The organism is Massilimicrobiota sp. mt181 (assembly GCF_055420065.1).
The window spans coordinates 49,044-70,139 of sequence record NZ_JBVAYN010000008.1; the positions used below are offsets into that span (position 1 = coordinate 49,044).

Annotated in this window: 19 protein-coding genes, 7 tRNA genes and 1 riboswitch; of the genes, 25 read left to right on the forward strand and 1 reads right to left on the reverse strand. The window is 33.2% G+C overall.

The annotated features are described in order from the left end of the window. The 10 genes from uvrB (at position 1) to ACZYT4_RS06295 (ending at position 12,594) form a co-directional block, all read left to right on the forward strand. Positions 1 to 1,977 (forward strand): excinuclease ABC subunit UvrB, encoded by a 1,977-nt coding sequence (gene uvrB, locus ACZYT4_RS06250; RefSeq protein ID WP_463783636.1) that lies wholly within the window; start codon positions 1 to 3, stop codon positions 1,975 to 1,977. Continuing rightward, the gene (locus ACZYT4_RS06255; RefSeq protein ID WP_463783639.1) at positions 1,974 to 3,317 is read left to right on the forward strand and encodes a CCA tRNA nucleotidyltransferase; all 1,344 of its coding nucleotides are present in this window, start codon (positions 1,974 to 1,976) and stop codon (positions 3,315 to 3,317) included. Before uvrB ends, ACZYT4_RS06255 begins: the two co-directional genes overlap by 4 nt. Further along, positions 3,304 to 6,129, forward strand: coding sequence for an excinuclease ABC subunit UvrA (gene uvrA, locus ACZYT4_RS06260; protein ID WP_463783641.1), 2,826 nt, complete (start codon positions 3,304 to 3,306; stop codon positions 6,127 to 6,129). Before ACZYT4_RS06255 ends, uvrA begins: the two co-directional genes overlap by 14 nt. Before the next feature lie 10 nt (positions 6,130 to 6,139). Beyond that, on the forward strand, positions 6,140 to 7,075 hold the full coding sequence (gene hprK / locus ACZYT4_RS06265; protein WP_463783643.1) for an HPr(Ser) kinase/phosphatase: 936 nt from the start codon (positions 6,140 to 6,142) through the stop codon (positions 7,073 to 7,075). Further along, positions 7,072 to 7,869 carry a prolipoprotein diacylglyceryl transferase gene (lgt, locus tag ACZYT4_RS06270; RefSeq protein WP_463783645.1) on the forward strand — a complete coding sequence of 266 codons (798 nt, stop codon included), beginning with the start codon at positions 7,072 to 7,074 and terminating at the stop codon, positions 7,867 to 7,869. The genes hprK and lgt overlap by 4 nt, the downstream gene beginning before the upstream one ends. Positions 7,870 to 7,957: 88 nt before the next feature. Next, a complete protein-coding gene (locus tag ACZYT4_RS06275; RefSeq protein ID WP_463783647.1) occupies positions 7,958 to 9,019 on the forward strand; it encodes a GTP pyrophosphokinase in 1,062 nt (353 codons plus the stop codon). An 88-nt stretch (positions 9,020 to 9,107) separates the two neighbouring features. Then, positions 9,108 to 9,277, forward strand: a riboswitch (Lysine riboswitch). Positions 9,278 to 9,339: 62 nt separating this feature from the next. Next, positions 9,340 to 10,164 (forward strand): transporter substrate-binding domain-containing protein, encoded by an 825-nt coding sequence (locus ACZYT4_RS06280; RefSeq protein WP_463783649.1) that lies wholly within the window; start codon positions 9,340 to 9,342, stop codon positions 10,162 to 10,164. 3 nt (positions 10,165 to 10,167) lie between these two features. Next, on the forward strand, positions 10,168 to 10,890 hold the full coding sequence (locus tag ACZYT4_RS06285) for an amino acid ABC transporter permease (RefSeq protein ID WP_463783650.1): 723 nt from the start codon (positions 10,168 to 10,170) through the stop codon (positions 10,888 to 10,890). Positions 10,891 to 10,898: 8 nt separating this feature from the next. Beyond that, positions 10,899 to 11,642, forward strand: coding sequence for an amino acid ABC transporter ATP-binding protein (locus ACZYT4_RS06290; protein WP_463783652.1), 744 nt, complete (start codon positions 10,899 to 10,901; stop codon positions 11,640 to 11,642). 79 nt (positions 11,643 to 11,721) lie between these two features. Next, positions 11,722 to 12,594, forward strand: coding sequence for a MerR family transcriptional regulator (locus ACZYT4_RS06295; RefSeq protein WP_463783654.1), 873 nt, complete (start codon positions 11,722 to 11,724; stop codon positions 12,592 to 12,594). A 10-nt stretch (positions 12,595 to 12,604) separates the two neighbouring features. On the opposite strand, the gene ACZYT4_RS06300 is transcribed toward ACZYT4_RS06295, so the two are convergent. Beyond that, a complete protein-coding gene (locus ACZYT4_RS06300; protein WP_463783656.1) occupies positions 12,605 to 12,943 on the reverse strand; it encodes a hypothetical protein in 339 nt (112 codons plus the stop codon). Between the two features lie 104 nt (positions 12,944 to 13,047). On the opposite strand from ACZYT4_RS06300, the gene ACZYT4_RS06305 reads away from it, so the two are divergent. From ACZYT4_RS06305 to ACZYT4_RS06375, 15 genes are all read left to right on the forward strand, one after another. Continuing rightward, a complete protein-coding gene (locus ACZYT4_RS06305; protein ID WP_463783658.1) occupies positions 13,048 to 14,247 on the forward strand; it encodes an aminotransferase-like domain-containing protein in 1,200 nt (399 codons plus the stop codon). Between the two features lie 46 nt (positions 14,248 to 14,293). Further along, positions 14,294 to 14,635 (forward strand): hypothetical protein, encoded by a 342-nt coding sequence (locus tag ACZYT4_RS06310; RefSeq protein WP_463783660.1) that lies wholly within the window; start codon positions 14,294 to 14,296, stop codon positions 14,633 to 14,635. 93 nt (positions 14,636 to 14,728) lie between these two features. Beyond that, positions 14,729 to 14,804 (forward strand) — tRNA-Asn (locus ACZYT4_RS06315). 7 nt (positions 14,805 to 14,811) lie between these two features. Then, positions 14,812 to 14,887 (forward strand) — tRNA-Glu (locus tag ACZYT4_RS06320). Between the two features lie 3 nt (positions 14,888 to 14,890). Further along, a tRNA-Val gene (locus tag ACZYT4_RS06325) sits at positions 14,891 to 14,966 on the forward strand. Between the two features lie 8 nt (positions 14,967 to 14,974). Further along, positions 14,975 to 15,050: transfer RNA gene (locus ACZYT4_RS06330), tRNA-Thr, on the forward strand. 7 nt (positions 15,051 to 15,057) lie between these two features. Beyond that, positions 15,058 to 15,133 (forward strand) — tRNA-Lys (locus tag ACZYT4_RS06335). 14 nt (positions 15,134 to 15,147) lie between these two features. After that, positions 15,148 to 15,230: transfer RNA gene (locus ACZYT4_RS06340), tRNA-Leu, on the forward strand. A 6-nt stretch (positions 15,231 to 15,236) separates the two neighbouring features. Continuing rightward, positions 15,237 to 15,310 (forward strand) — tRNA-Gly (locus tag ACZYT4_RS06345). Positions 15,311 to 15,885: 575 nt separating this feature from the next. Continuing rightward, positions 15,886 to 16,545 carry a hypothetical protein gene (locus ACZYT4_RS06350; protein WP_463783662.1) on the forward strand — a complete coding sequence of 220 codons (660 nt, stop codon included), beginning with the start codon at positions 15,886 to 15,888 and terminating at the stop codon, positions 16,543 to 16,545. Positions 16,546 to 16,612: 67 nt separating this feature from the next. Continuing rightward, a complete protein-coding gene (locus tag ACZYT4_RS06355; RefSeq protein ID WP_168083104.1) occupies positions 16,613 to 16,945 on the forward strand; it encodes a DUF5640 domain-containing protein in 333 nt (110 codons plus the stop codon). 314 nt (positions 16,946 to 17,259) lie between these two features. Next, positions 17,260 to 18,390, forward strand: coding sequence for a hypothetical protein (locus ACZYT4_RS06360; protein ID WP_463783665.1), 1,131 nt, complete (start codon positions 17,260 to 17,262; stop codon positions 18,388 to 18,390). Between the two features lie 93 nt (positions 18,391 to 18,483). Beyond that, positions 18,484 to 18,843, forward strand: coding sequence for an ArsR/SmtB family transcription factor (locus ACZYT4_RS06365; RefSeq protein ID WP_463783667.1), 360 nt, complete (start codon positions 18,484 to 18,486; stop codon positions 18,841 to 18,843). A 17-nt stretch (positions 18,844 to 18,860) separates the two neighbouring features. Next, positions 18,861 to 19,079, forward strand: coding sequence for a cation transporter (locus tag ACZYT4_RS06370; RefSeq protein ID WP_463783669.1), 219 nt, complete (start codon positions 18,861 to 18,863; stop codon positions 19,077 to 19,079). Positions 19,080 to 19,161: 82 nt separating this feature from the next. Further along, positions 19,162 to 21,036 carry a heavy metal translocating P-type ATPase gene (locus tag ACZYT4_RS06375; RefSeq protein WP_463783673.1) on the forward strand — a complete coding sequence of 625 codons (1,875 nt, stop codon included), beginning with the start codon at positions 19,162 to 19,164 and terminating at the stop codon, positions 21,034 to 21,036. Positions 21,037 to 21,096 lie beyond the last annotated feature (60 nt).

The window sequence follows — 21,096 nt, forward strand, 5'->3', positions numbered from 1 at the left end:
ATGGAAAAATTTAAACTGGTTTCAAAATATTCACCAATGGGCGATCAGCCAACAGCTATTAAACAGCTGGTTGATGGTATTCGCGCCGGTAAAAAAGAACAGGTTTTGTTAGGGGGAACAGGAACTGGAAAAACATTTACTGTTTCTAATGTTATTGCGCAAGTCAATAAACCAACACTTGTTTTGGCACATAATAAGACATTGGCAGGACAGCTTTATTCAGAATTAAAAGAATTTTTTCCAGAAAATCGTGTAGAATACTTTGTTTCTAACTTCGACTTTTATCAACCAGAAGCTTATATTCCTAAAAGTGATACTTATATTGATAAAAATGCTCAGACAAACTATGAAATTGAAATGTTGCGTTCAGCCGCAATGAATTCTTTATTGGAAAGAAGAGATACCATTGTGGTAGCTTCTGTTGCTTCGATATATGGGTTAGGAAATCCAGAACAATATAAAGATATGATTTTTTCTTTGCGTGTCGGACAGGAAATTGATCGTAGAGAGTTATTAACTTATCTGGTTGATCGTCAATATCAGCGTAACGATATCGAACAAAGCAAAGGAACTTTTAGAGTGCGTGGAGATGTCATTGAAATTGTGCCAGGACATACGGAAAGCTGGCTGATTCGTGTTGATCTTTTTGGCGATGAAGTGGAGAGTATTAGTGAAGTTGATCCATTGACAGGAAAAGTTTTAGGACGATATCAGACTTATACGATTTATCCGGCCTATGGCTATGTCACAAAAAAGGAACAGATGTTACATGCCTGTGATACGATTGAAGAAGAGCTTAAAGAACGTTTACAATATTTCCATGATGAAATGAAACCTCTGGAATATGAACGTTTAGATCAGCGTACGAGACATGATATTGAAATGTTAAGAGAAGTGGGAATGTGTCCAGGTATTGAAAATTATTCAAGACATATCGATGGAAGAAAAGCAGGACAACGTCCTTATACACTGATTGATTATTTCCCTGATGATTTTTTAATGATTGTGGATGAAAGTCATGTCATGTTACCACAGGTTAGAGGAATGTTTAATGGTGATCGCAGTCGTAAGGAAACATTAGTTGAATATGGTTTTCGTTTACCAAGTGCCTTAGACAATCGTCCTTTAAGGTTTGAAGAATTTGAGGATATCATCAATCAGGTCATTTATGTTTCAGCAACCCCAGGAGATTATGAACTGGAGAAGACACACGGTGAATTTGCTGAACAGATTATTCGTCCAACTGGTTTGTTGGATCCTATTATTGAAGTTCGTCCTACCAAAAATCAGATTGATGATTTGATTGATGAAATTAATGAACGTATAGAGAAAAAAGAAAGGGTTTTGATTACAACTCTGACAAAACGTATGGCTGAAGATTTAACGGCGTATTTAAAAGAAGTTGGATTGAAGGTTGCTTATTTGCACTCAGATACCAAAACATTAGAAAGAACAGAAATTTTAAGAGATTTAAGATTAGGAAAATATGATGTTCTTGTCGGAATCAACCTTTTAAGAGAAGGGCTAGACTTACCAGAAGTCTCATTGGTATGTATTTTAGATGCGGATAAAGAAGGATTTTTAAGAAGTGAACGCTCTTTGGTTCAGACAATTGGGCGTGCGGCCAGAAATGCCAATGGAAAAGTTATCATGTATGGTGATCATATCACGGAATCTATGCAAAGAGCCATTGATGAGACGGCACGACGTCGTCAGATTCAGGAAGCCTATAATGAAGAACACCATATTATTCCTCAGACAATTCATAAAGAAATTCATGATTTGATTCAAGGAAAAGAAACTGTTGAGGAAGCAACATCGTTACTTCAAAAAGGTAAAAAAGCAACGATGAAAGCAAAGAAGAAACTGATTGAGGACTTAGAAAAAGAAATGAAGGAAGCTGCTAAAATCCTTGATTTTGAAAGAGCTATGGAATTAAGAGATATTATTATTGAATTAAAAGGTGAAAAATCATGAGAATTGATGCTTTAGCTCAAAAGATATTTGATGATATTTTAGCCCATGGTGGGAAAGTTTATATTGTTGGTGGTTCTGTCCGTGATGAACTGATGGGAAATTTAGAACATCATGATATGGATGTAGAAATTTATCATCTGACTTATGATGAACTCTCTGATATTTTAAAACAGTATGGACATGTCAATACATTTGGAAAATCTTTTGCGATTATGCAGTTAGATACACTTCCTCATTATGATTTTGCCCTGCCACGTCAGGAAAAGAAAACAGGAAATCGTCATCAGGATTTTGAAACGATGATTGATCCCAATTTGCCACTTGAAAAGGCCATTTTAAGACGTGATTTAACAATCAATGCCTTGATGTATGATTATCAACAAGATAAGATCATCGACTTATGTCATGGACAACAGGATCTTCAAGATCAGATCATTCGATGTGTTGATCCTAAGAGTTTTATAGAGGACCCTTTGCGTGTTTTAAGAGTTGCACGTTTTGTTGCGAAATTCCAGTTTCAAGTTGAAGAGAAAACTTTGGCATTATGCACACAGATGGTTCAAGACCATATGCTTGATCATCTATCCAAAGAAAGAGTTTATCAGGAATATTGTCAGATTTTAATGTCACAACAGCCTTCACTTGGCTTTATGTTTTTAAAGGATATTGGAGCTTTACCTCCTTACTTACAGGCCTTAACTTCAACTCAACAGCGTTTGGATTTTCATCCTGAAGGAGACGTCTTTACTCATACAATGTTAGTCATTGATGTGGCTGCCAATGTCAAAAAGAAGACAGATTATCCACTGTGGTTTATGTGGGCTTGTCTGCTTCATGATATTGGAAAACCACTTGTGACAACCCCAGAAGGACATGCCCCTAAGCATAATGAGGCAGGTGTTCAGGTTTTTCAGAATGTTCAACTGATAACAGCCAAAAAAGAAAGACAATATATTTCAACAATGATTATGTATCATATGCATTTGATGAATATGTCTCGTCATCACGCTAAAGATTTATCTTATTTAAGACTTTTGAAAAAGATTGATGGGAAAGTTTCAATGAATGATTTGATTTATATGAGCTGTTGTGATAAGTTAGGTAGAGGAAAAGTTGTCCAGGAACAGTATGATGAATTCTGGGTGTTTATTAAGGATAAACAAAAACGTTTAGGAACTCAGGCACCATCTCCACTTGTGCGTGGAGATGATTTAATCAAAATGGGATTAACATCACATCATCTGTTTCAGCAGATTTTGGATGAAGCCTATGATTTACAGCTGCAAGGCTGCAGCAAGGAAAAAATATTAAGGAGTTTGAGGAAGTATGAACAAAGATAAAATCATTGTTAAAGGAGCAAGGGTTAATAATTTAAAGAATATAGATGTTGAAATTCCTCGTGATAAGCTTGTCATTATGACAGGGTTATCTGGTAGTGGAAAAACCTCTTTAGCTTTTGATACAATTTATGCAGAAGGGCAAAGACGTTATGTGGAATCATTGAGTGCTTATGCCAGACAGTTTTTAGGTGGTGTAGAAAAGCCTGATGTGGACAGTATTGAAGGCTTATCACCAGCCATTTCGATTGATCAGAAAACAACTTCAAATAATCCTCGTTCAACAGTTGGAACAGTAACAGAAATTTTTGATTATTTACGTTTGCTCTATGCCAGAGTAGGGCATGCTTATTGTCCTCATCACCATGTCAAGATTGAATCTCAAACAATCAAACAGATGGTTGATACAATTGACCAATATGAAGATGGCACAAAGTTGCAGGTTCTTGCAAGAATGTGTAAAAATCAAAAAGGGACACATAAGGATTTATTTGAACAATTATTAAAAGATGGATTTGTTCGTGTGAAAGTTGATGGAGAAATGCGTCTTTTAGAAGAAGAGATTGTTTTAGAAAAAAATAAAAAACATAGTATTGATGTCGTTGTAGATAGAATTATTAAAAAAGAAGGATATCGCTCACGTTTAGCTGACTCTTTAGAAACAGGATTGAAATTAACAGGTGGAGAAGTTATTGTTGAAAACTTAAATGAAAAGACAGAAAAATTGTTTTCACAACATTTGGCTTGTCCATATTGTGGATTCAGTGTTCCTAAGTTAGAACCACGATTATTTTCTTTTAATAATCCTTTAGGAGCCTGTCCTGATTGTAAAGGGATTGGCGTCAAAAATGAAGTGGATGATGATTTATTGATCCCTGACTGGTCGTTAAGTATTAATCAGGGTGGTATTCGTTATTTCAAGACATCTGTAGGGACAGATCGTATTGAATGGCAGAGATTTTTGATTTTATGCCGTGAATATCATATTGATTTAGATAAGCCATTAAAAGATTTTTCTAAGAAAGAATTAAATATTATATTATATGGTTCAGATAAACCTATTACATATACAATCAAGTCAAGTTCTGGAAATGTTTCAAAAACAACAAAACCGATTGAGGGTGTCAAAACATTAATTCAAAGACGTTATGAAGAAACAACATCTTCATGGTCAAAAGAATGGTATGCGTCTTTTATGGCGGAACATACATGTCCAACATGTCAGGGAAAAAGACTCAATGAACAGGTTTTAAGTGTTCAGGTTGGTGGATTAAACATCAGTGAATTTACAGATATGTCTATTGAAAAGGCATTGGATTTTGTAAAGAATTTGAAATTGAGTGAAACGGAAGCTAATATTGCCAGATTGATTATTAAAGAAATTCAAGATCGTCTGACTTTCTTAAATGATGTTGGTTTAGGTTATTTGACATTGTCAAGACGTGCAGGAGGTTTATCTGGTGGAGAAGCACAGCGTATTCGTTTGGCAACGCAGATTGGTTCACGTTTGACAGGAGTCTTATATGTTTTAGATGAACCATCTATTGGATTACATCAAAGAGATAATGAAAAACTGATTAAGACATTGTGTAATATGCGTGATTTGGGTAATAGCGTGATTGTTGTAGAACATGATGAAGATACTATGCGTGCATCTGATTATATTATTGATATTGGTCCAGGAGCTGGTGTTCATGGTGGTCAGGTTGTCGCGGCAGGGACACCAGAAGAAGTCATGAAGAATCCTAATTCTATTACAGGAAAATACTTATCAGGTGAATACAAAATACCAGTGCCTCAAAAACGTCGTAAAGGAAATGGTTTGTTTATTGAAGTCAAAGGGGCTAAGGAAAATAACCTTAAAAATATTAATGTGAAATTCCCATTAGGGAAATTTATTTGTGTGACTGGTGTTTCAGGTAGTGGAAAATCAACTTTGGTCAACGAAATTCTATGCAAAGCGATGCGTACAAAGCTGTATCATTCAAAAGAAAAACCAGGAAAGCATAAAGAAATTCTTGGATTGGAAAATGTTGATAAGGTTATCGAAGTTTCACAAGATCCAATAGGACGTACACCACGTTCTAATCCTGTGACATATACAGGCGTTTTTGATGATATTCGTGAACTTTTTGCGAAAACACCTGAAGCCAAGATGCGAGGTTATGATAAAGGACGTTTCTCATTTAATGTCAAAGGTGGACGTTGTGAAGCTTGTCAGGGTGATGGTGTTAAACGTATTAGTATGCACTTTTTACCAGATGTTTATGTGCCATGTGAAGAATGTCAGGGAAAACGTTACAATGAAGAAACTTTACAGGTGACTTATAAAGATAAGAATATTTATGATGTCTTAGAAATGACAATTGAAGATTCATTAACGTTCTTTGATAATTTACCACGTATTCGTTCTAAGTTACAGACAATCTATGATGTAGGACTTGGATATGTGAAACTTGGACAAAGTGCCACAACTTTATCTGGTGGTGAAGCACAACGTGTCAAATTGGCAAGTGAATTGCAAAAGAAAGCAACTGGAAAAACAGTTTATATTTTAGATGAGCCGACAACAGGGTTACATAGTCATGATGTGGCACGTCTAATAGAAGTCCTTAATCGTATTGTGGATCAGGGAGATACAGTCATTGTCATTGAACATAATTTGGATGTTATTAAAGTGGCTGATCATATTATTGATTTAGGATTGGAAGGTGGCGACAATGGTGGTACAATTGTAGTATCAGGAACGCCAGAAAAAGTCGCAGCCTGTCAAAAGAGTCATACAGGCCGTTTCTTGAAAATGGTGTTAGAGTAGGAGGAACTTCATGGGAAAGTCAGTCAAACTTAAAGATTTATTAAAACCATCATTATTTCAGCAGGTATCAGGGGATGAAGCTTCGCTGGAAAGAGAAGTTTTTGTGCCAGAAATGAATCGTCCTGGTTTTGAATTGGCAGGTTTTTTTAAACATACAGATTTTCGAAGAATTATTTTATTTGGTGAAAAAGAGATCTCTTTCGTTAAAGAAATGAGCAAGGAATCTCAATTAGCTTGTTTTTCTAAATTGGCTAATGATGAGACACCATGTATTATTATTGCGAAAGGATACAAGTGTCCTGAAATCTTGAAAAATATTGCGATGAAAAGAAATTTTCCAATCTTTGAAACAACGCAGGCAACAGGACGTGTATCAATTGATTTAACAGGAACATTGGATGAAGCTCTAGCTGCTGAAACTCTGATGCATGGTGTTTTTTTGAATATCTATGGAAAAGGCGTTGTGATTAGAGGAGATAGTGGAATTGGAAAGTCAGAAATTGCGTTAGAGTTAATCAAACGTGGACATTTTCTGATTGCAGATGATGCGATAGAACTCTATCATATTGGTCAGGGCATTGTTGGACGAGCGCCAGAGGTTTTGCGTAATCTTTTAGAGATTCGTGGAATTGGTGTTATCGATGTTTCAAAGATGTTTGGTGTTGCCTCTGTTTTGCCTAAAGATCATGTTGATTTAATTATTCAGTTAGAAAGATGGTTACCTTCACGTGAGTATACACGAATAGGAATGGAAGAAGATGATGTTCTAGAAGATATCTTAGGTATTCAGATTCCAAAAATTGTTGTTCCTGTAACAGGTGGGCGTAGTATGTCAGCTATCATTGAAGCCGCTGTGATGAATATGCAACTTAAAGATTCAGGATTTGATTCAAGCAAAGAATTTGTTAATCGTATTCTTGATAATATCAAAAGGAAATCATCATGACATTTTTTGAAGATTTTTCAACTTTTGTAACCATTGGACCTATTCATATTCAATGGTATGCTGTATGTATTCTCACAGGGGCATGTATAGCCTACTTTTTAGGACAATATCGTTTTAAACAATTAGGATATTCTAAGGAAATTTTATCAGATTATTTCTTTTCAGTATTGTTTATCGGAATCATTGGTGCCAGAATCTGGTATGTTATTTTTACCTTTGATGACATGTATGCTTCTCAACCATTAGAAATTTTTGCTATTTGGCATGGTGGGCTAGCTATTCAGGGAGGCCTTTTGGCTGGATTGATTTACAGTTATTATTTCTTTAAAAAGCATGATATTCCTTATTTGTTAGCAGGAGATGCCATAATGCCTGGTGTCTTGATAGCTCAGGCATGTGGGAGATGGGGAAACTTCTTTAACCATGAAGCCTTTGGTGGAACCGTAAGTTTAGAATTCTTACAGTCACTACATTTACCTCAATTCATCATTGATAACATGTATGTTAATGGAGCTTATCACCATCCTACATTTTTATACGAATCTTTAGGAAATCTTCTTGCTTTTTTCGTGATTGTTTTTATCATAAGAAGGTTTCAAAAACATCAAGGTGTTCAGTTCTTTAGTTATTTTCTCTTTTATGGATTGGTACGTTTTCCCGTAGAAGGATTACGTACTGATAGTTTGATGTTTGGACCTATTCGTATGGCACAGCTGGTTTCAATTGTTTTTGTTGTGGCTGGAATTATTGGAATCATTTATGTTCATCGAAAAGGTAAAGAGTGTATTATGTGACTTCGTAAAAAGGATGAGAAATCCTTTTTTTATTTGTTCATGAATATTTCATATAAGATGCGTATAATCAAGATATGAGGTGAGATTTATGCATAACTCTGCAAAGAGGATTATTAAACAATATCATGATAATCAGGAAATCTATCGTGCATTAAAACATGATATTGAGGATATTTTAACAAGTATTATTGATACACATCATTTTCGTATTTCGAATATGGCTATTCGTATTAAAAGTGAAGAAGCTTTAATGAAAAAAATCACTTATAAAAATAAATATAATGATATTAATGAGATTACAGATGTTGTGGCTTGTCGTATTATTACTTTGTTTGAAAATGATGTTGATCGTATTTATGAATGTATTAAAGATAACTTTGATATTGTAGAATATAATGATAAACGTAAGAAAAGTTATGAAGACCGTATTGATTTTGGATATAATTCATTGCATTTATTGATTAAGTTTAATGATGAAAGATGTCAACTTATTGAATATTCAGCATACAAAGATTTAGTCTTTGAATTGCAGATTCGTACAACTTTGCAACATTCATGGGCAGAAATTGAACATGGTTTGGGATATAAGTCACAATATGAGATTCCTAAAGATATTCGCCGTCGTTTAACGAGATTGTCAGCTTCACTGGAGTTATTAGACGAAGAATTTGTTCAGATAGCGAAAGCTGTTGATGAATATAATAAAGGAATTGTGCATATCGAAAAAGTTTTAAAGACAGATATCAATGCGAATTCTTTAGCGCAATATGTGAATACATCTCCACGTATTAATGCTCTTTTAGAAAAGTTGCACACAGAATTTCAATTTCAGTTTGAAAGAGATGCGGATTTGATTTCTCAATCACGTCTGGTGCAGAGATTCCATTATATGGGATATACTTATATTAATGAGTTAGATGATTTTGTGGAAAATCATATGAAAGAAATTGAATGGATTTCTCGAGAAAGAATTGAAAATCAAAAAGTTAATCAAAAAGTTAATATTTATAATGTGTTAATTTGGATTTCATTAGTGATGTTGGCTAATGAAGGATCAGCTGATCCTGAGGATATTTTTACAAAAGAGAGTATTGAACGTTTGCAGGCATTAAAAAAGATTATTGAAGATAAACAAATGTCTATATCCTAAAAAATATATTTATTGATATTTTTTTATAAAAAAATATGAAAAAAGTTGACAAGACATCTAAAAGAGTATAGCATAGTGAACGTAAAATAAAAGAATTAGAGGCAGCAATGTATCAGAGTACCATCTGGAGTTGGCAAGCAGAGAAGGATGGGAAAGGTAATCATTGCCGAAAGATAGATATTGGCAAATCTCTATCTTGGGGTTATGGGAAATACTCATAACACTCCTTCATTTTGATGAAGAGGCGCTATTAATATGGTCATTACAAAGTCGTGTTAATAGCACGACTTTTATTTTATATGTAGAAAGAGAGGGTTTATATGAAAAAATTAGGAAAAGTTTTAATGGCGATGGCTATGGCAACTGCTTTATTTGGATGTGGCGGTGAACAGGGATCAGCGAATAAGGATAAATTCATTGTTGGAATGGAATGCGCTTATCCACCTTTTAACTGGCAGACAAGTCAAGAAAGTGATACAACAGTATCATTAGGTAATGCTGGATATGCTGATGGATATGATGTTCAGATTGCAAAAAGAATTGCAGATGATTTAGGAAAAGAACTCGTGATTAAGAAAATTTCATGGGATGGTTTGACAGTCGCTTTAGAATCTGGAGAAATTGATGCTATTATTGCTGGAATGACAGCTAATGAAACAAGAGAAGAGGGTATTGATTTTACAACACCATATTATGATAGCGAAGGTATGATTATGATTGTACGTAAAGATGGTGAAGAAGCAAAGTTTACAGATATCCAACAATTTAGTGGTAAAAATGTTATTGGACAAAAAGGAACAAACTATGATGATGTTATTGATCAAATCAAAGGAGTTCATCATATGACTCCTAAAGCAACTTATCCTGAAATGGTAGTTGCATTACAACAAGGAGATGTTGATGGGATTACTGCAGAAATGGCTGTTGCTGAAGGTGTTGTTGCAGCGAACAAAGATTTAACAATTGTCCAATTTGATGAAGGAAAAGGTTTTGAATGTGATACAACAGTATCTATTGGTTTAAAAGAAGGAACAAGAGATAGTGAATTCTTTAAACAGGTACAGGCATCTTTAGATAAAATTACAACAGATGAAAGAAAACAACTGATGACTGAAGCTGTTAATAGACAGCCAGCAGGAGAATAATTTATGAGTATTGATTTTGCAAAAGCGTGGGAAATATTTGTTGAAAATATTTCTCTATTCAGTTATGGTATTCAAATTACTTTATTATATGCTGTTGTAGGAACGGTTTGTGGTTTTCTTATAGGATTAGTTGTAGGTGGTATAAGAGCTATTGAGATCAATGATTATGATTCATCAGTCAGTCGTTTATTTAAACGTTTAGGGAAGTGGATTACTAGTTTCTATATTTGGGTATTTAGAGGAACTCCTATGATGGTGCAGGCTATGTTCTTATATTATTTATTAAAACCTGCTTTCAACTGGACTCCTTTAGTTGCTGGATTGTTTATTATCTCTATTAATACAGGGGCATATATGGCTGAAATCATTCGTGCAGGTATTCAATCTGTTGATGCGGGTCAGAGTGAAGCTGCGAAAAGTTTAGGGATGACAACAAGCCAGACACTTATTTCAGTGATTTTTCCACAAGCTATTAAAAATACATTTCCATCAATTGGGAACCAATTGATTGTCAATATTAAAGACAGTTCTATGTTGAATGTTATTTCTGTAACCGAATTATATTTTCAGACAACATCTGTGGCAGGATCAAATATGAAATACATTGAATGTTTCTTGGTTGCTGCAATTATTTATTTATTTTTAACAACGATCAGCACCTTTATTTTAAATTATATCGAAAAAAGATTAAATTCTAAAAAACAAAGCAAGGACTTTTGCAGTTAGGAGATATTATGGATGCAATTATTCAAGTACAACATTTAAAGAAAAGATTTAAACAATTAGAAGTTTTGCATGATATCAATTTTGATATACATAAAGGTGAAGTTGTGACAATTATTGGTTCAAGTGGAAGTGGAAAATCAACATTATTACGTTGTATTAACTTATTAGAACGATTAGATGATGGACATATTTTATATCATGGACAAGATATTTTAGATCGTCACTTCAATGTGAATCAATATCGTTCTAAAGTTGGTATGGTGTTTCAGGGATTTAATCTATTCAACAATTTAACAGTATTAGAAAACTGTATGATTGGACAAATCAAGGTTTTAAAAAGAAATAAAGAAGAAGCGAAACAAATGGCTTTCAAATATTTAGAAAAAGTGGGTATGAGTGCTTTTGCAAATAAAAGCAGTGTACAATTATCAGGTGGGCAAAAACAAAGGGTTGCTATCGCAAGAGCGTTATGTATGAGTCCTGAAGTTTTGCTTTTTGATGAACCAACAAGTGCATTAGACCCAGAAATGGTTGGTGATGTTTTGAATATTATGAAAGAACTCGCTGATGAAGGTTTGACAATGATTGTTGTCACTCATGAAATGGAATTTGCGAAAGACGTATCATCACGTGTTATTTTTATGGATCAAGGTGTGATTGCGGAAGAAGGAACACCAGAACAAATCTTTGAACATCCTCAAGAAGCACGTACTCAAACATTTTTAAAACGTTATTTAAAAACGAAGGAATAAAGTATCAGAAATGATACTTTTTTTGTTGACATTGACCTTACAGGATAGTTTATGATGAAAATGGGAGATGAAATGAGATATGAAAATACAAGAAGTTTGCAGTCAGTGCCATGTAACAAAAAAAGCTATTTATTATTATGAAAAACAATGTTTGCTTCATATTCATAAAAGTCAAAATGGATATCGTGAATTCAGTGATGAAGATGTTCAAAGATTAAAAGAAATTGTGATGTATCGTAGTTGGTCTATCTCTATTGCAGATATTCGTTGTTTGCTGGATTTAGATGCTAATAAGAAAAAAGAATATCTTCAACAAATCTATACGCAAAGACAAAAACAACTTTCTTGTCAACAAGAAAGTTTAGAACAATTATATCATTTCATTGAAAGTGATCATATTGAAGATGTTTTTTCATTGGATGATATATATCAAATTATGTTTGACAATATTCCTCAACCATTTTTTGATATGTTTTATGAGCATTTTCAACCTTATCTTCATATTCACATTCATACGCAAAAACAACAAAAAGCTTACCAATGTATTATTGATTTTTGGGATCATTTTCATATGAAAATTCCATGGGCATATCGTTTTTTGTTGTTTATTTCTAGGGTGAATCAAAAACAATTAAAACAAGTATGGCATGATGTCAACATATATAAAAATCAATTGATCAATCAAAAAGATGCGTATGAGTCTATTAAACAGTTAATAATCAAAAATTATGAGTTACAACAAAAATGGTGGTATTGCATTATCAATTACCCTAATCGTCAAATCAAAATGAGGTTAAGAGATAGTGGCTATTATGATATTTTCATACCAGCTATGTGTGAACTATCAGATGATTATGCTCATTATTATCAACAACTTATGGATTTCAATCAGAGAGTTTGTCAGGAACTTCACATTTATTATGATTCAAAGTTTCGGTTAATAAAAAAATAAAGCCGAAACTTTATTTTTTCATGAGACCATCTGCAAATGTCAAAGGTAAACCAAAGACGATACCGGTATTTGGATTATCAATACCACCAACAGAATCATCGATAGTTTTTCTAACTAATTCTATTTGACTATCGTCAACAATAAAGAAAATTGTCTTGCTTTCAGGGCGAGGATTTTCTAAAAATAAACGTAATGAACCTAATAAATAGCTTTCATCAGAATCATCTATTGTTTTAATCATTCCAGTAGATTCAATAATTGTTCCCCCTCGAACACCAGCTCTTTTTAAATTGGCAAGTAAATCATCTAAGCAATCAAGCTTATTTAAAACAACGACAACAACCTGCATGTCTTATCACCACCTAATTCTATTATATCGCTTGTTTTGATAAATATCTAGTTATTCTCATGAAATTGGTTTATAATAAAATATAAAGTAAAGGGGGATTTAAGATGAAATATCAATTTGCTAATCGTATGTCAAATGTCAAAGCATCTGCTATTAGAGAAATATTAAAGGCTACAGCTGATCCACAAATGATCAGTTTTGCAGGTGGCAATCCTTCGGCAGAAGCTTTCCCTGTTAAGGAGATAGAAAAAATTTCTGCTGATATATTATCTCATGAGCCTATCAGTGTCTTGCAATATGGTATTACAGAAGGAGATCAGGAGTTTATTCAGGCGGCTACAAAGTTTTTAAATCGTCATGAACAGATTTTAACAGATAAAGACCAGATGCTGGTGACTTCTGGTTCTCAACAGATTATGGAATTTGCAGCAAAGACATTATGTAATGAAGGTGATGTCGTTGTATGTGAAAATCCAAGTTTCTTAGGAGCATTGAATGCTTTTAAATCATTGGGAGCAGTCTTACGAGGTGTTGAGTATAAAGATGGACAATTGGATTTGGATGCTTTGGAAAAAGCTCTACAAATGGAACCAAAACCAAAGTTTATTTATTTGATACCTAATTTTCAAAATCCAACGGGTATGACAATGTCATTAGAAGTGAGAAAACAAATTCTCGCTTTAGCAAAAAAATATGAAGTTCTTATTTTGGAAGATAATCCATATGGAGATTTAAGATTTGAAGGTGAAGCCATTCCTTCTATTAAATCATTAGATCAGGATGGGTTGGTGATTTATGCTGCCAGTCTTTCTAAGATTATTGCGCCAGGAATGCGTGTAGCTTGTGCTGTGGCACCTCGTGAAATTATTCAAAAGTTTGTTGTAGCAAAACAGGCTAGTGATGTTCATTCTAATTTATGGGCACAAAAAGTGATGGCAAGATATTTATGCAACTATGATATGGACGCTCATATTGAATCTATTAGAAAGATTTATAAAAACAAATGTTATTTGATGCTTGAGGAAATGAAAAAACATTTTCATCCATCAGTTCAATATACCAAACCAACAGGTGGTATGTTTATATGGGTCACTTTACCAGAACATGTAGATATGTTAACGTTTGTGAAAAAAGCTTTAGAAAAAAATGTAGCTGTTGTGCCAGGAAATGCATTTTTGGATGATGATACAAAAGAATGTCATAGTTTTAGAATGAATTATTCAACACCAACAGATGATAAGATTAGAGAAGGTGTGAAAATTTTAGGACAATTAACTTATGAAATGTGTGAGGTTTCGTCATAATTTTTAAAAACCTTCATATATAATTGATAAATGGGAGGAAAATAATATGCCGTTTATAACATTTACAACAACAAAAACATTAACATTAAATCAGGAAAAAGCTTTAAAAGAAAGTGCTGGAAAACTGATTTCTATCTTACCAAATAAAAAAGAAGAAAACTTGATGATTCATATAGAAGATAATCAAGTGATGTATTTTAAAGGTGAAGAAATGGATTGTATGAAGATTGCGTGTCAACTTTTTCATACAACAGATTATCAGTATAAAAAAGAATTTGCAGAAAAGCTGCTAAAAGAAGTAGAACGTATTACAAAAATACCTGTTCAACAGCAGTATTTATCGATAGAAGAATTTGAAAATTGGGGAAAAAATGGAGAATTTTTATAGAAGTCATGATGAAGTCAATTTTGACTTCTTTTTTTTTAAAAAAGTCTTGCAATAAGTATAACGATATGATAATATAGTTAAGCAACAAGAAATGCTTGAATAGCTCAGTTGGTAGAGCAATCGGCTGTTAACCGATCGGTCGTAGGTTCGAGTCCTACTTCAAGCGCCATTTTTGTGGCCTGTTGGAGAAACGGTTAACTCACATGCCTTTCACGCATGCATTCACGGGTTCGAATCCCGTACAGGTCACCATATGGAGGTTTAGCTCAGTTGGGAGAGCATCTGCCTTACAAGCAGAGGGTCAGCGGTTCGAGCCCGTTAACCTCCACCATTTTTTTTGCCGGCTTAGCTCAATTGGTAGAGCAACTGACTTGTAATCAGTAGGTTGAGGGTTCAAGTCCTTTAGCCGGCACCATATATATGACCCGCTAGCTCAGTAGGTAGAGCATCTGACTTTTAATCAGAGGGTCAGGCGTTCGAGTCGCCTGCGGGTCACCATTTGTTAAGAGGATGCGGATGTGGTGAAACTGGCAGACACGCTAGACTTAGGATCTAGTGCTTCGGCGTGCAGGTTCAAGTCCTGTCATCCGCACCAGTTTTTGCGGGTGTAGTTCAATGGTAGAACTTCAGCCTTCCAAGCTGACTACGTGGGTTCGATTCCCATCACCCGCTCCATTTGATTAATAGAGTAAAAAAATGCAGAGTATATCAACTAAATATCTATTTTGGCAAACTCAATAACAGTGGTTCGGCTATAAGCTATGTTGTAATCAACATAGTTTTTTTGTGTCTAAATTCAAAAGGAGGATTGATATATGGATGTTTCAGTAAAAAAATTTGAAGTTAAAAAGAAGCGATACTATTGAAATGTTAAAAAAGAATCTGAAAAGGTATATGTTATTAAAACAATTTCCATTAAATTATTTGGATAGACTCCAGTCTTATAGTAGTTCACTTAAAAAAGTTTCTGATAATTCGTCTTATCATTCTAATTAAAACAACTTAAGATGTTAAGAGAACTCAAAAATGATGAAGAAGACAATCTGTTTATAGAAAAGTATGAAAATGATAATTTGAAACCATGAAACATTATTTTTCTCGCATATGAAATATTTATAGACAGTCGTTAAAAAAAACTATAAAATAAAAAGTGTTCAAGGAGAATAAAATCTTGTAAATATGAAAAAATATCATTTATGTATAGATTTAAAACAAAATAGATTTTTAATCAAGAGAAGGTGTAAGAAAAGATGATTATATTTAAATTACTTTTACAATTGATCAGTAATTTTCCTTTATATGTTACTTATGGTTTTAAAAAATATCCGCTGGGGTTAATATGTTTGATTGTAATCAGTCTGGGTATATCTATTCTAAGTTATTGGGATATGAATATTGATTTAAAAAGCCTAAAAAGTGCTTCAAAAAAATATATTTTCTTATTGGTACTATTATTCTTAGGACAATTTTTTGTTGTTTTATTACTAGGATTAACCGTTTTAGCAGGAGAATTTCTCGTTATTTCAAATTCCGATTTAACGAGTCCTTATTTTTATATTGAAATATGTATAATTGCTGTAGTTTATGAATTTTTTCAGTGGAGAAGAATAAAAAATGGTGATTTTTTGCCAGATGACAGTAATATAGATGAATACATATCTGAATTTACATTGCCTTTTAAAATGATTTTGTTAATCATTGTATCATTTATATTTTTAGTTACTGATTTAGAAAATGTTTTACCTCATTGGGGAATGACTCTATTTGGAAATACAATTGGGCAATGGATATATAATGTATTCTTTTCACTTGCGATAAGTTATATGGTTGAAGTGGTTGTAAGTATTGTTCAATATGTCATTGTGAAAACTTTTAAACTTCCGTTTAAAATGATTCGTTCAAAACACTAGTGAAAATTTGAAGATTTAGCTTTAGTATTTTTCAATTATAAAAGAAGAGTGTAAGGAGAATATGTATATGAAAAAGATGATTTTATTAGTTATAATGTCAATGTGTATCTTAACAGGATGTAATAGTAGTGATAATAATGGAAGTGATGATATTATTGGTAAATGGCAAGGAAGCGATATAGAAAGTATTGAATTCAAAGAAGATGGAACTTTTACTATGAGTGATAAAGGTACTGATACGAAAGGTACATATAAAATTGAAGAAAATCAAGTTTCTTTATCTTCTTCAGAAAATGGTGTTATATTTAATCCATCTTATTATTTTGAAGTTGAAAATGATAAACTCTTGTTAAAGCGAACAGATCATGATTTTGAGTATCATTTCGCAAGAGAGAAGTAAATATAAAAAAGCGCAATGCTTATGAAAACAGTCCTCATATGGAAATTTTTAATAATGTGATAGATGGCAAATGGCTGGCTGTTCAGTAACACATAATATGGACGAAACTCCTGATGAATTTATCGGGGGGATAAAAGATATAAATAGAACGAGAAAATTGATTGCGTTTGATAACTTACGATTAACTATCGTAAGTTTTTTTATAGAATAGTGCAATGATTGACAACATATACAATCCAATATACAATGAAAATGAAGATGACCTCAAAGAATTATCTGCACTCAAAAATAATAAATAAGTGAGAAGGGAAGTTATGAAATCAAAATTTATCATCATCATTATTATTTCGTTATTGGTGATTATTTGTCTAACAGGTATAAGTTTTCAATTCAACAATGATCATCATCCGACTTTTTCAGGAAAAGGAAAAGTTATATTGATAAGTGAGAAATCAGTTGATCATGAAGTGATTGATAAAATAGATCAAAAATACGAATCTATAACAATTACCATATTGAATCCATCGAATATCAGTACATACCAGTTTGATGATGAAGATGTCGTGGCTGTGGATCAAGAATCACTTTCATATTTAGAGGTGAAACAATTTATAAAGGATTATGTTCAGGAAAACTATATTTTGTTTCTTGGGAATAATACTATTGAAAATCTTTCTGATGAATTAGATCTTGTTTTTCAAAATTATAGCCCTGTTTATTCACTAAGTACTGGTGAGTTGGTTTTAAAAGAACTTGTCAAAATGCGAGGTAGTTTTTCTGTGTTGAAATATTCAGAAAATACGGATTTGAAAAATGAAATTGAAACTGTATTTTTCAATGATGATTCTCTTTCTATAGAAAGTTATCTAATCCCTTGTTTAGATTATCTGATTGATAAAAATCAATTTCATGCCAAACCGCAAGGATCAAATATGAGTAGACACTATCTAGTCAATTCTGATACAAAACTTCCAACAAGTACATATTTATATACAGCACATGATGTGTATCAGGATACTGATGAAACTGATGATCAAAAAGATTATTATCTTCTAAAGACAAAAGCCTGCTTTTCAAAAGATGGTCAATATTTGATGCTTCAGCATTCTTGTTCTCCTGATACAAAGACAACAATTTTAGATAAATACCCTACACATCTTGATAATGTTACGTCATATTCTTCATATCCATCTGATAGTGTTTTGGTTTCCTATTCAGGGCCAAAAATCAATGTGTCATCAAAATTCTTAGAAGAAAATTCTAGTATGTGGACTATAGATGGACAGACATTTTTAAATGAAACAGGTTTTGATTTTGAAAATGTATTTGAATTTGCATCACTGGCTTCTGTCGAACAAGGAAGTCAGCTTGAGTGGACATATCAAGTTAAAGCGCTAGATCATAAAGCAAATAAGGCGAAATCAAATAATTTATATGTATTTTGATATATTCTTATGAAAGAATATTGACATATAGCAAGTGAAGGTATATATTTATATATGAAGAGATGCTCATATGTTCAATAAGGGAGTGATGATATGGCTACACAGACAGACAATCAGAATGATTTTTTAGCAGTTCATGAAGATGTTGTCAAAAGAGTGAAAGAAAAACAACCTGATGATGAGTATTTATATGAATTGGCTGATTTATTTAAGGTATTTGGAGATACAACGCGTATTAAGATATTATATGCTTTATTTGAGAGTGAATTATGTGTGGGAGATATTGCACAAATTCTCGGACTGAGTCAATCTGCAGTCAGTCATCAGTTGAGAGTTTTGAAAGATAGCAAACTCATTAAATTTAGACGTGAAGGAAAAGTGATTTTCTATTCATTGGATGATGATCATGTCAGAACAATCATGTCAATGGGCATGGAACATGTTGAGGAATAAGAAAGGGGAAAAGGAATATGAAAAAGACATATAAAGTTGATGTGGATTGTGCAAATTGTGCTGCTAAAATGGAAGAAGCAGTTAAAAATACAAAAGGAGTTAAAGATGCAACTTTAAGCTTTATGACTTTAAAATTAAAAGTCGAATTTGAAGATGGTGTCAATGTTGATGATGTTATGCAGGAAGCATATAAAAATTGTAAAGTTGTAGAAGATGACTGTGAAATTTATTTATAGAATAAATTCCCTTAAAAAGGGATATTTATTTGGACAATATATGAATGAATGAACATATATTAAAATGAATGGGAGTGTATTTATGAATAAAAAACAAAAGAAAGTTCTCTATAGAATACTGATATCTTTAATATTAATGATTGGAATTGTGATTTTTACATCATATGTTTCTGTGAATTTATATGTAGAAGTTATTCTTTATTTAATACCTTATCTGGTTATTGGGTATGATATTTTAAGAAAAGCTATCAAAGGAATCTTGAATAAACAAGTCTTTGATGAAAACTTTTTAATGGCTGTTGCGACTGTAGGAGCTATGTGTTTAGGAGAATTCCGCGAAGGTGTAGCTGTTATGCTCTTTTATCAGATTGGAGAATTGTTTCAAAGTGTTGCGGTTGGAAAGAGTCGTCGTAATATTGCAGCATTGATGGATATTCGTCCTGATTATGCCAATATGATGGTGGATGGTAAACTTCAAAAAGTTGATCCTGATGATGTCGAAATAGGTAGTGAAATCATTGTCAATCCTGGGGAAAAGGTTCCCATTGATGGTATTATTGTGGAAGGGAATACAACATTTAATACGAGTGCTTTAACAGGTGAAAGTGTACCAAGAGATGCACATTGTGGAGATGAAGTGATTAGTGGCTTTATTAATATGAGTGGTGTCATTAAAGTTCAGACAACAAAGGAGTTTGGTGAATCAACAGTTTCCAAAATTCTTGATTTGGTTGAAAACTCAAGTATGAAGAAATCTCGCTCAGAAAACTTTATTACAAAGTTTGCGAAATACTATACACCTGCAGTATGTTATAGTGCATTGGCATTAGCAATTATTCCACCAGTTGTGTTGATGTTAATGGGACAAGATGCTTCATGGGGTGATTGGATTATTCGTGCTTTGACATTCCTGGTTATCAGTTGTCCATGTGCATTGGTTATTTCTATACCATTAAGTTTCTTTGGAGGTATTGGCTGTGCTTCTACACAAGGTATTTTAGTCAAAGGTTCTAATTATTTAGAAGCTCTTGCTAGTGCAAAATATATTGTCTTTGATAAAACGGGAACACTCACAAAAGGTGTCTTTGAAGTGACACATATCATTCCTTCTGCTGATTTTGATGAACAACAGTTATTGTACTATGCAGCTCATGTGGAAATGGCTTCTAGTCACCCTATCAGTTTAAGCTTGCAAAAGGCTTATGGTCAACCATTAGACAGAGATGCTGTGCGTGATATTAAGGAAATCGCTGGACATGGTATTTATGGAAGAGTGAATGATCATGTTGTTTATGCTGGTAATGAAAAATTGATGAATAGAATAGATGTCAATATCAAAGGAAATCATCCTGATGGAACAGTCGTCTATATGGCAATCGATGGTCAATATGCAGGCTGCATTGTGATTTCTGATGTGATTAAAGACACTTCAAAAATAGCTATTCAATCCTTAAAGTCACAAGGTATCAAAGAAACGATTATGTTAACAGGGGATACAAAACAGACTGCTACAAGAGTGGCTAAAGAGATTGGTATTGATCGTGTTTATAGTGAATTGTTGCCAGCTGATAAAGTCGCAAAAGTTGAAGATATTTTACAGCAGAAAGGTGAAAAGGAAAAAGTTGCTTTTGTTGGTGATGGTATTAATGATGCACCTGTGTTATCACGTGTTGATATTGGCATTGCAATGGGAGCTTTAGGTAGTGATGCCGCAATTGAAGCAGCTGATATTGTTTTGATGGATGATGATCCTGCTAAGATTTCATTGGCTATGAAAATTTCATTAAAAACATTAAGAATTGTGAAAGAGAATATTGTCTTTGCTTTGGCGGTCAAATTCATTTGCTTAATTTTGGGTGCTTTTGGTATTGCCAATATGTGGTTGGCTATCTTTGCTGATGTTGGTGTGATGGTCATTGCGGTCATCAATGCAACGAGAGCTTTACGAATTCGATAAATATGGAAGGTAACAGAAAGTCATTCTGTTATCTTTTTTTTTGGATTTTGAAGTGGTATA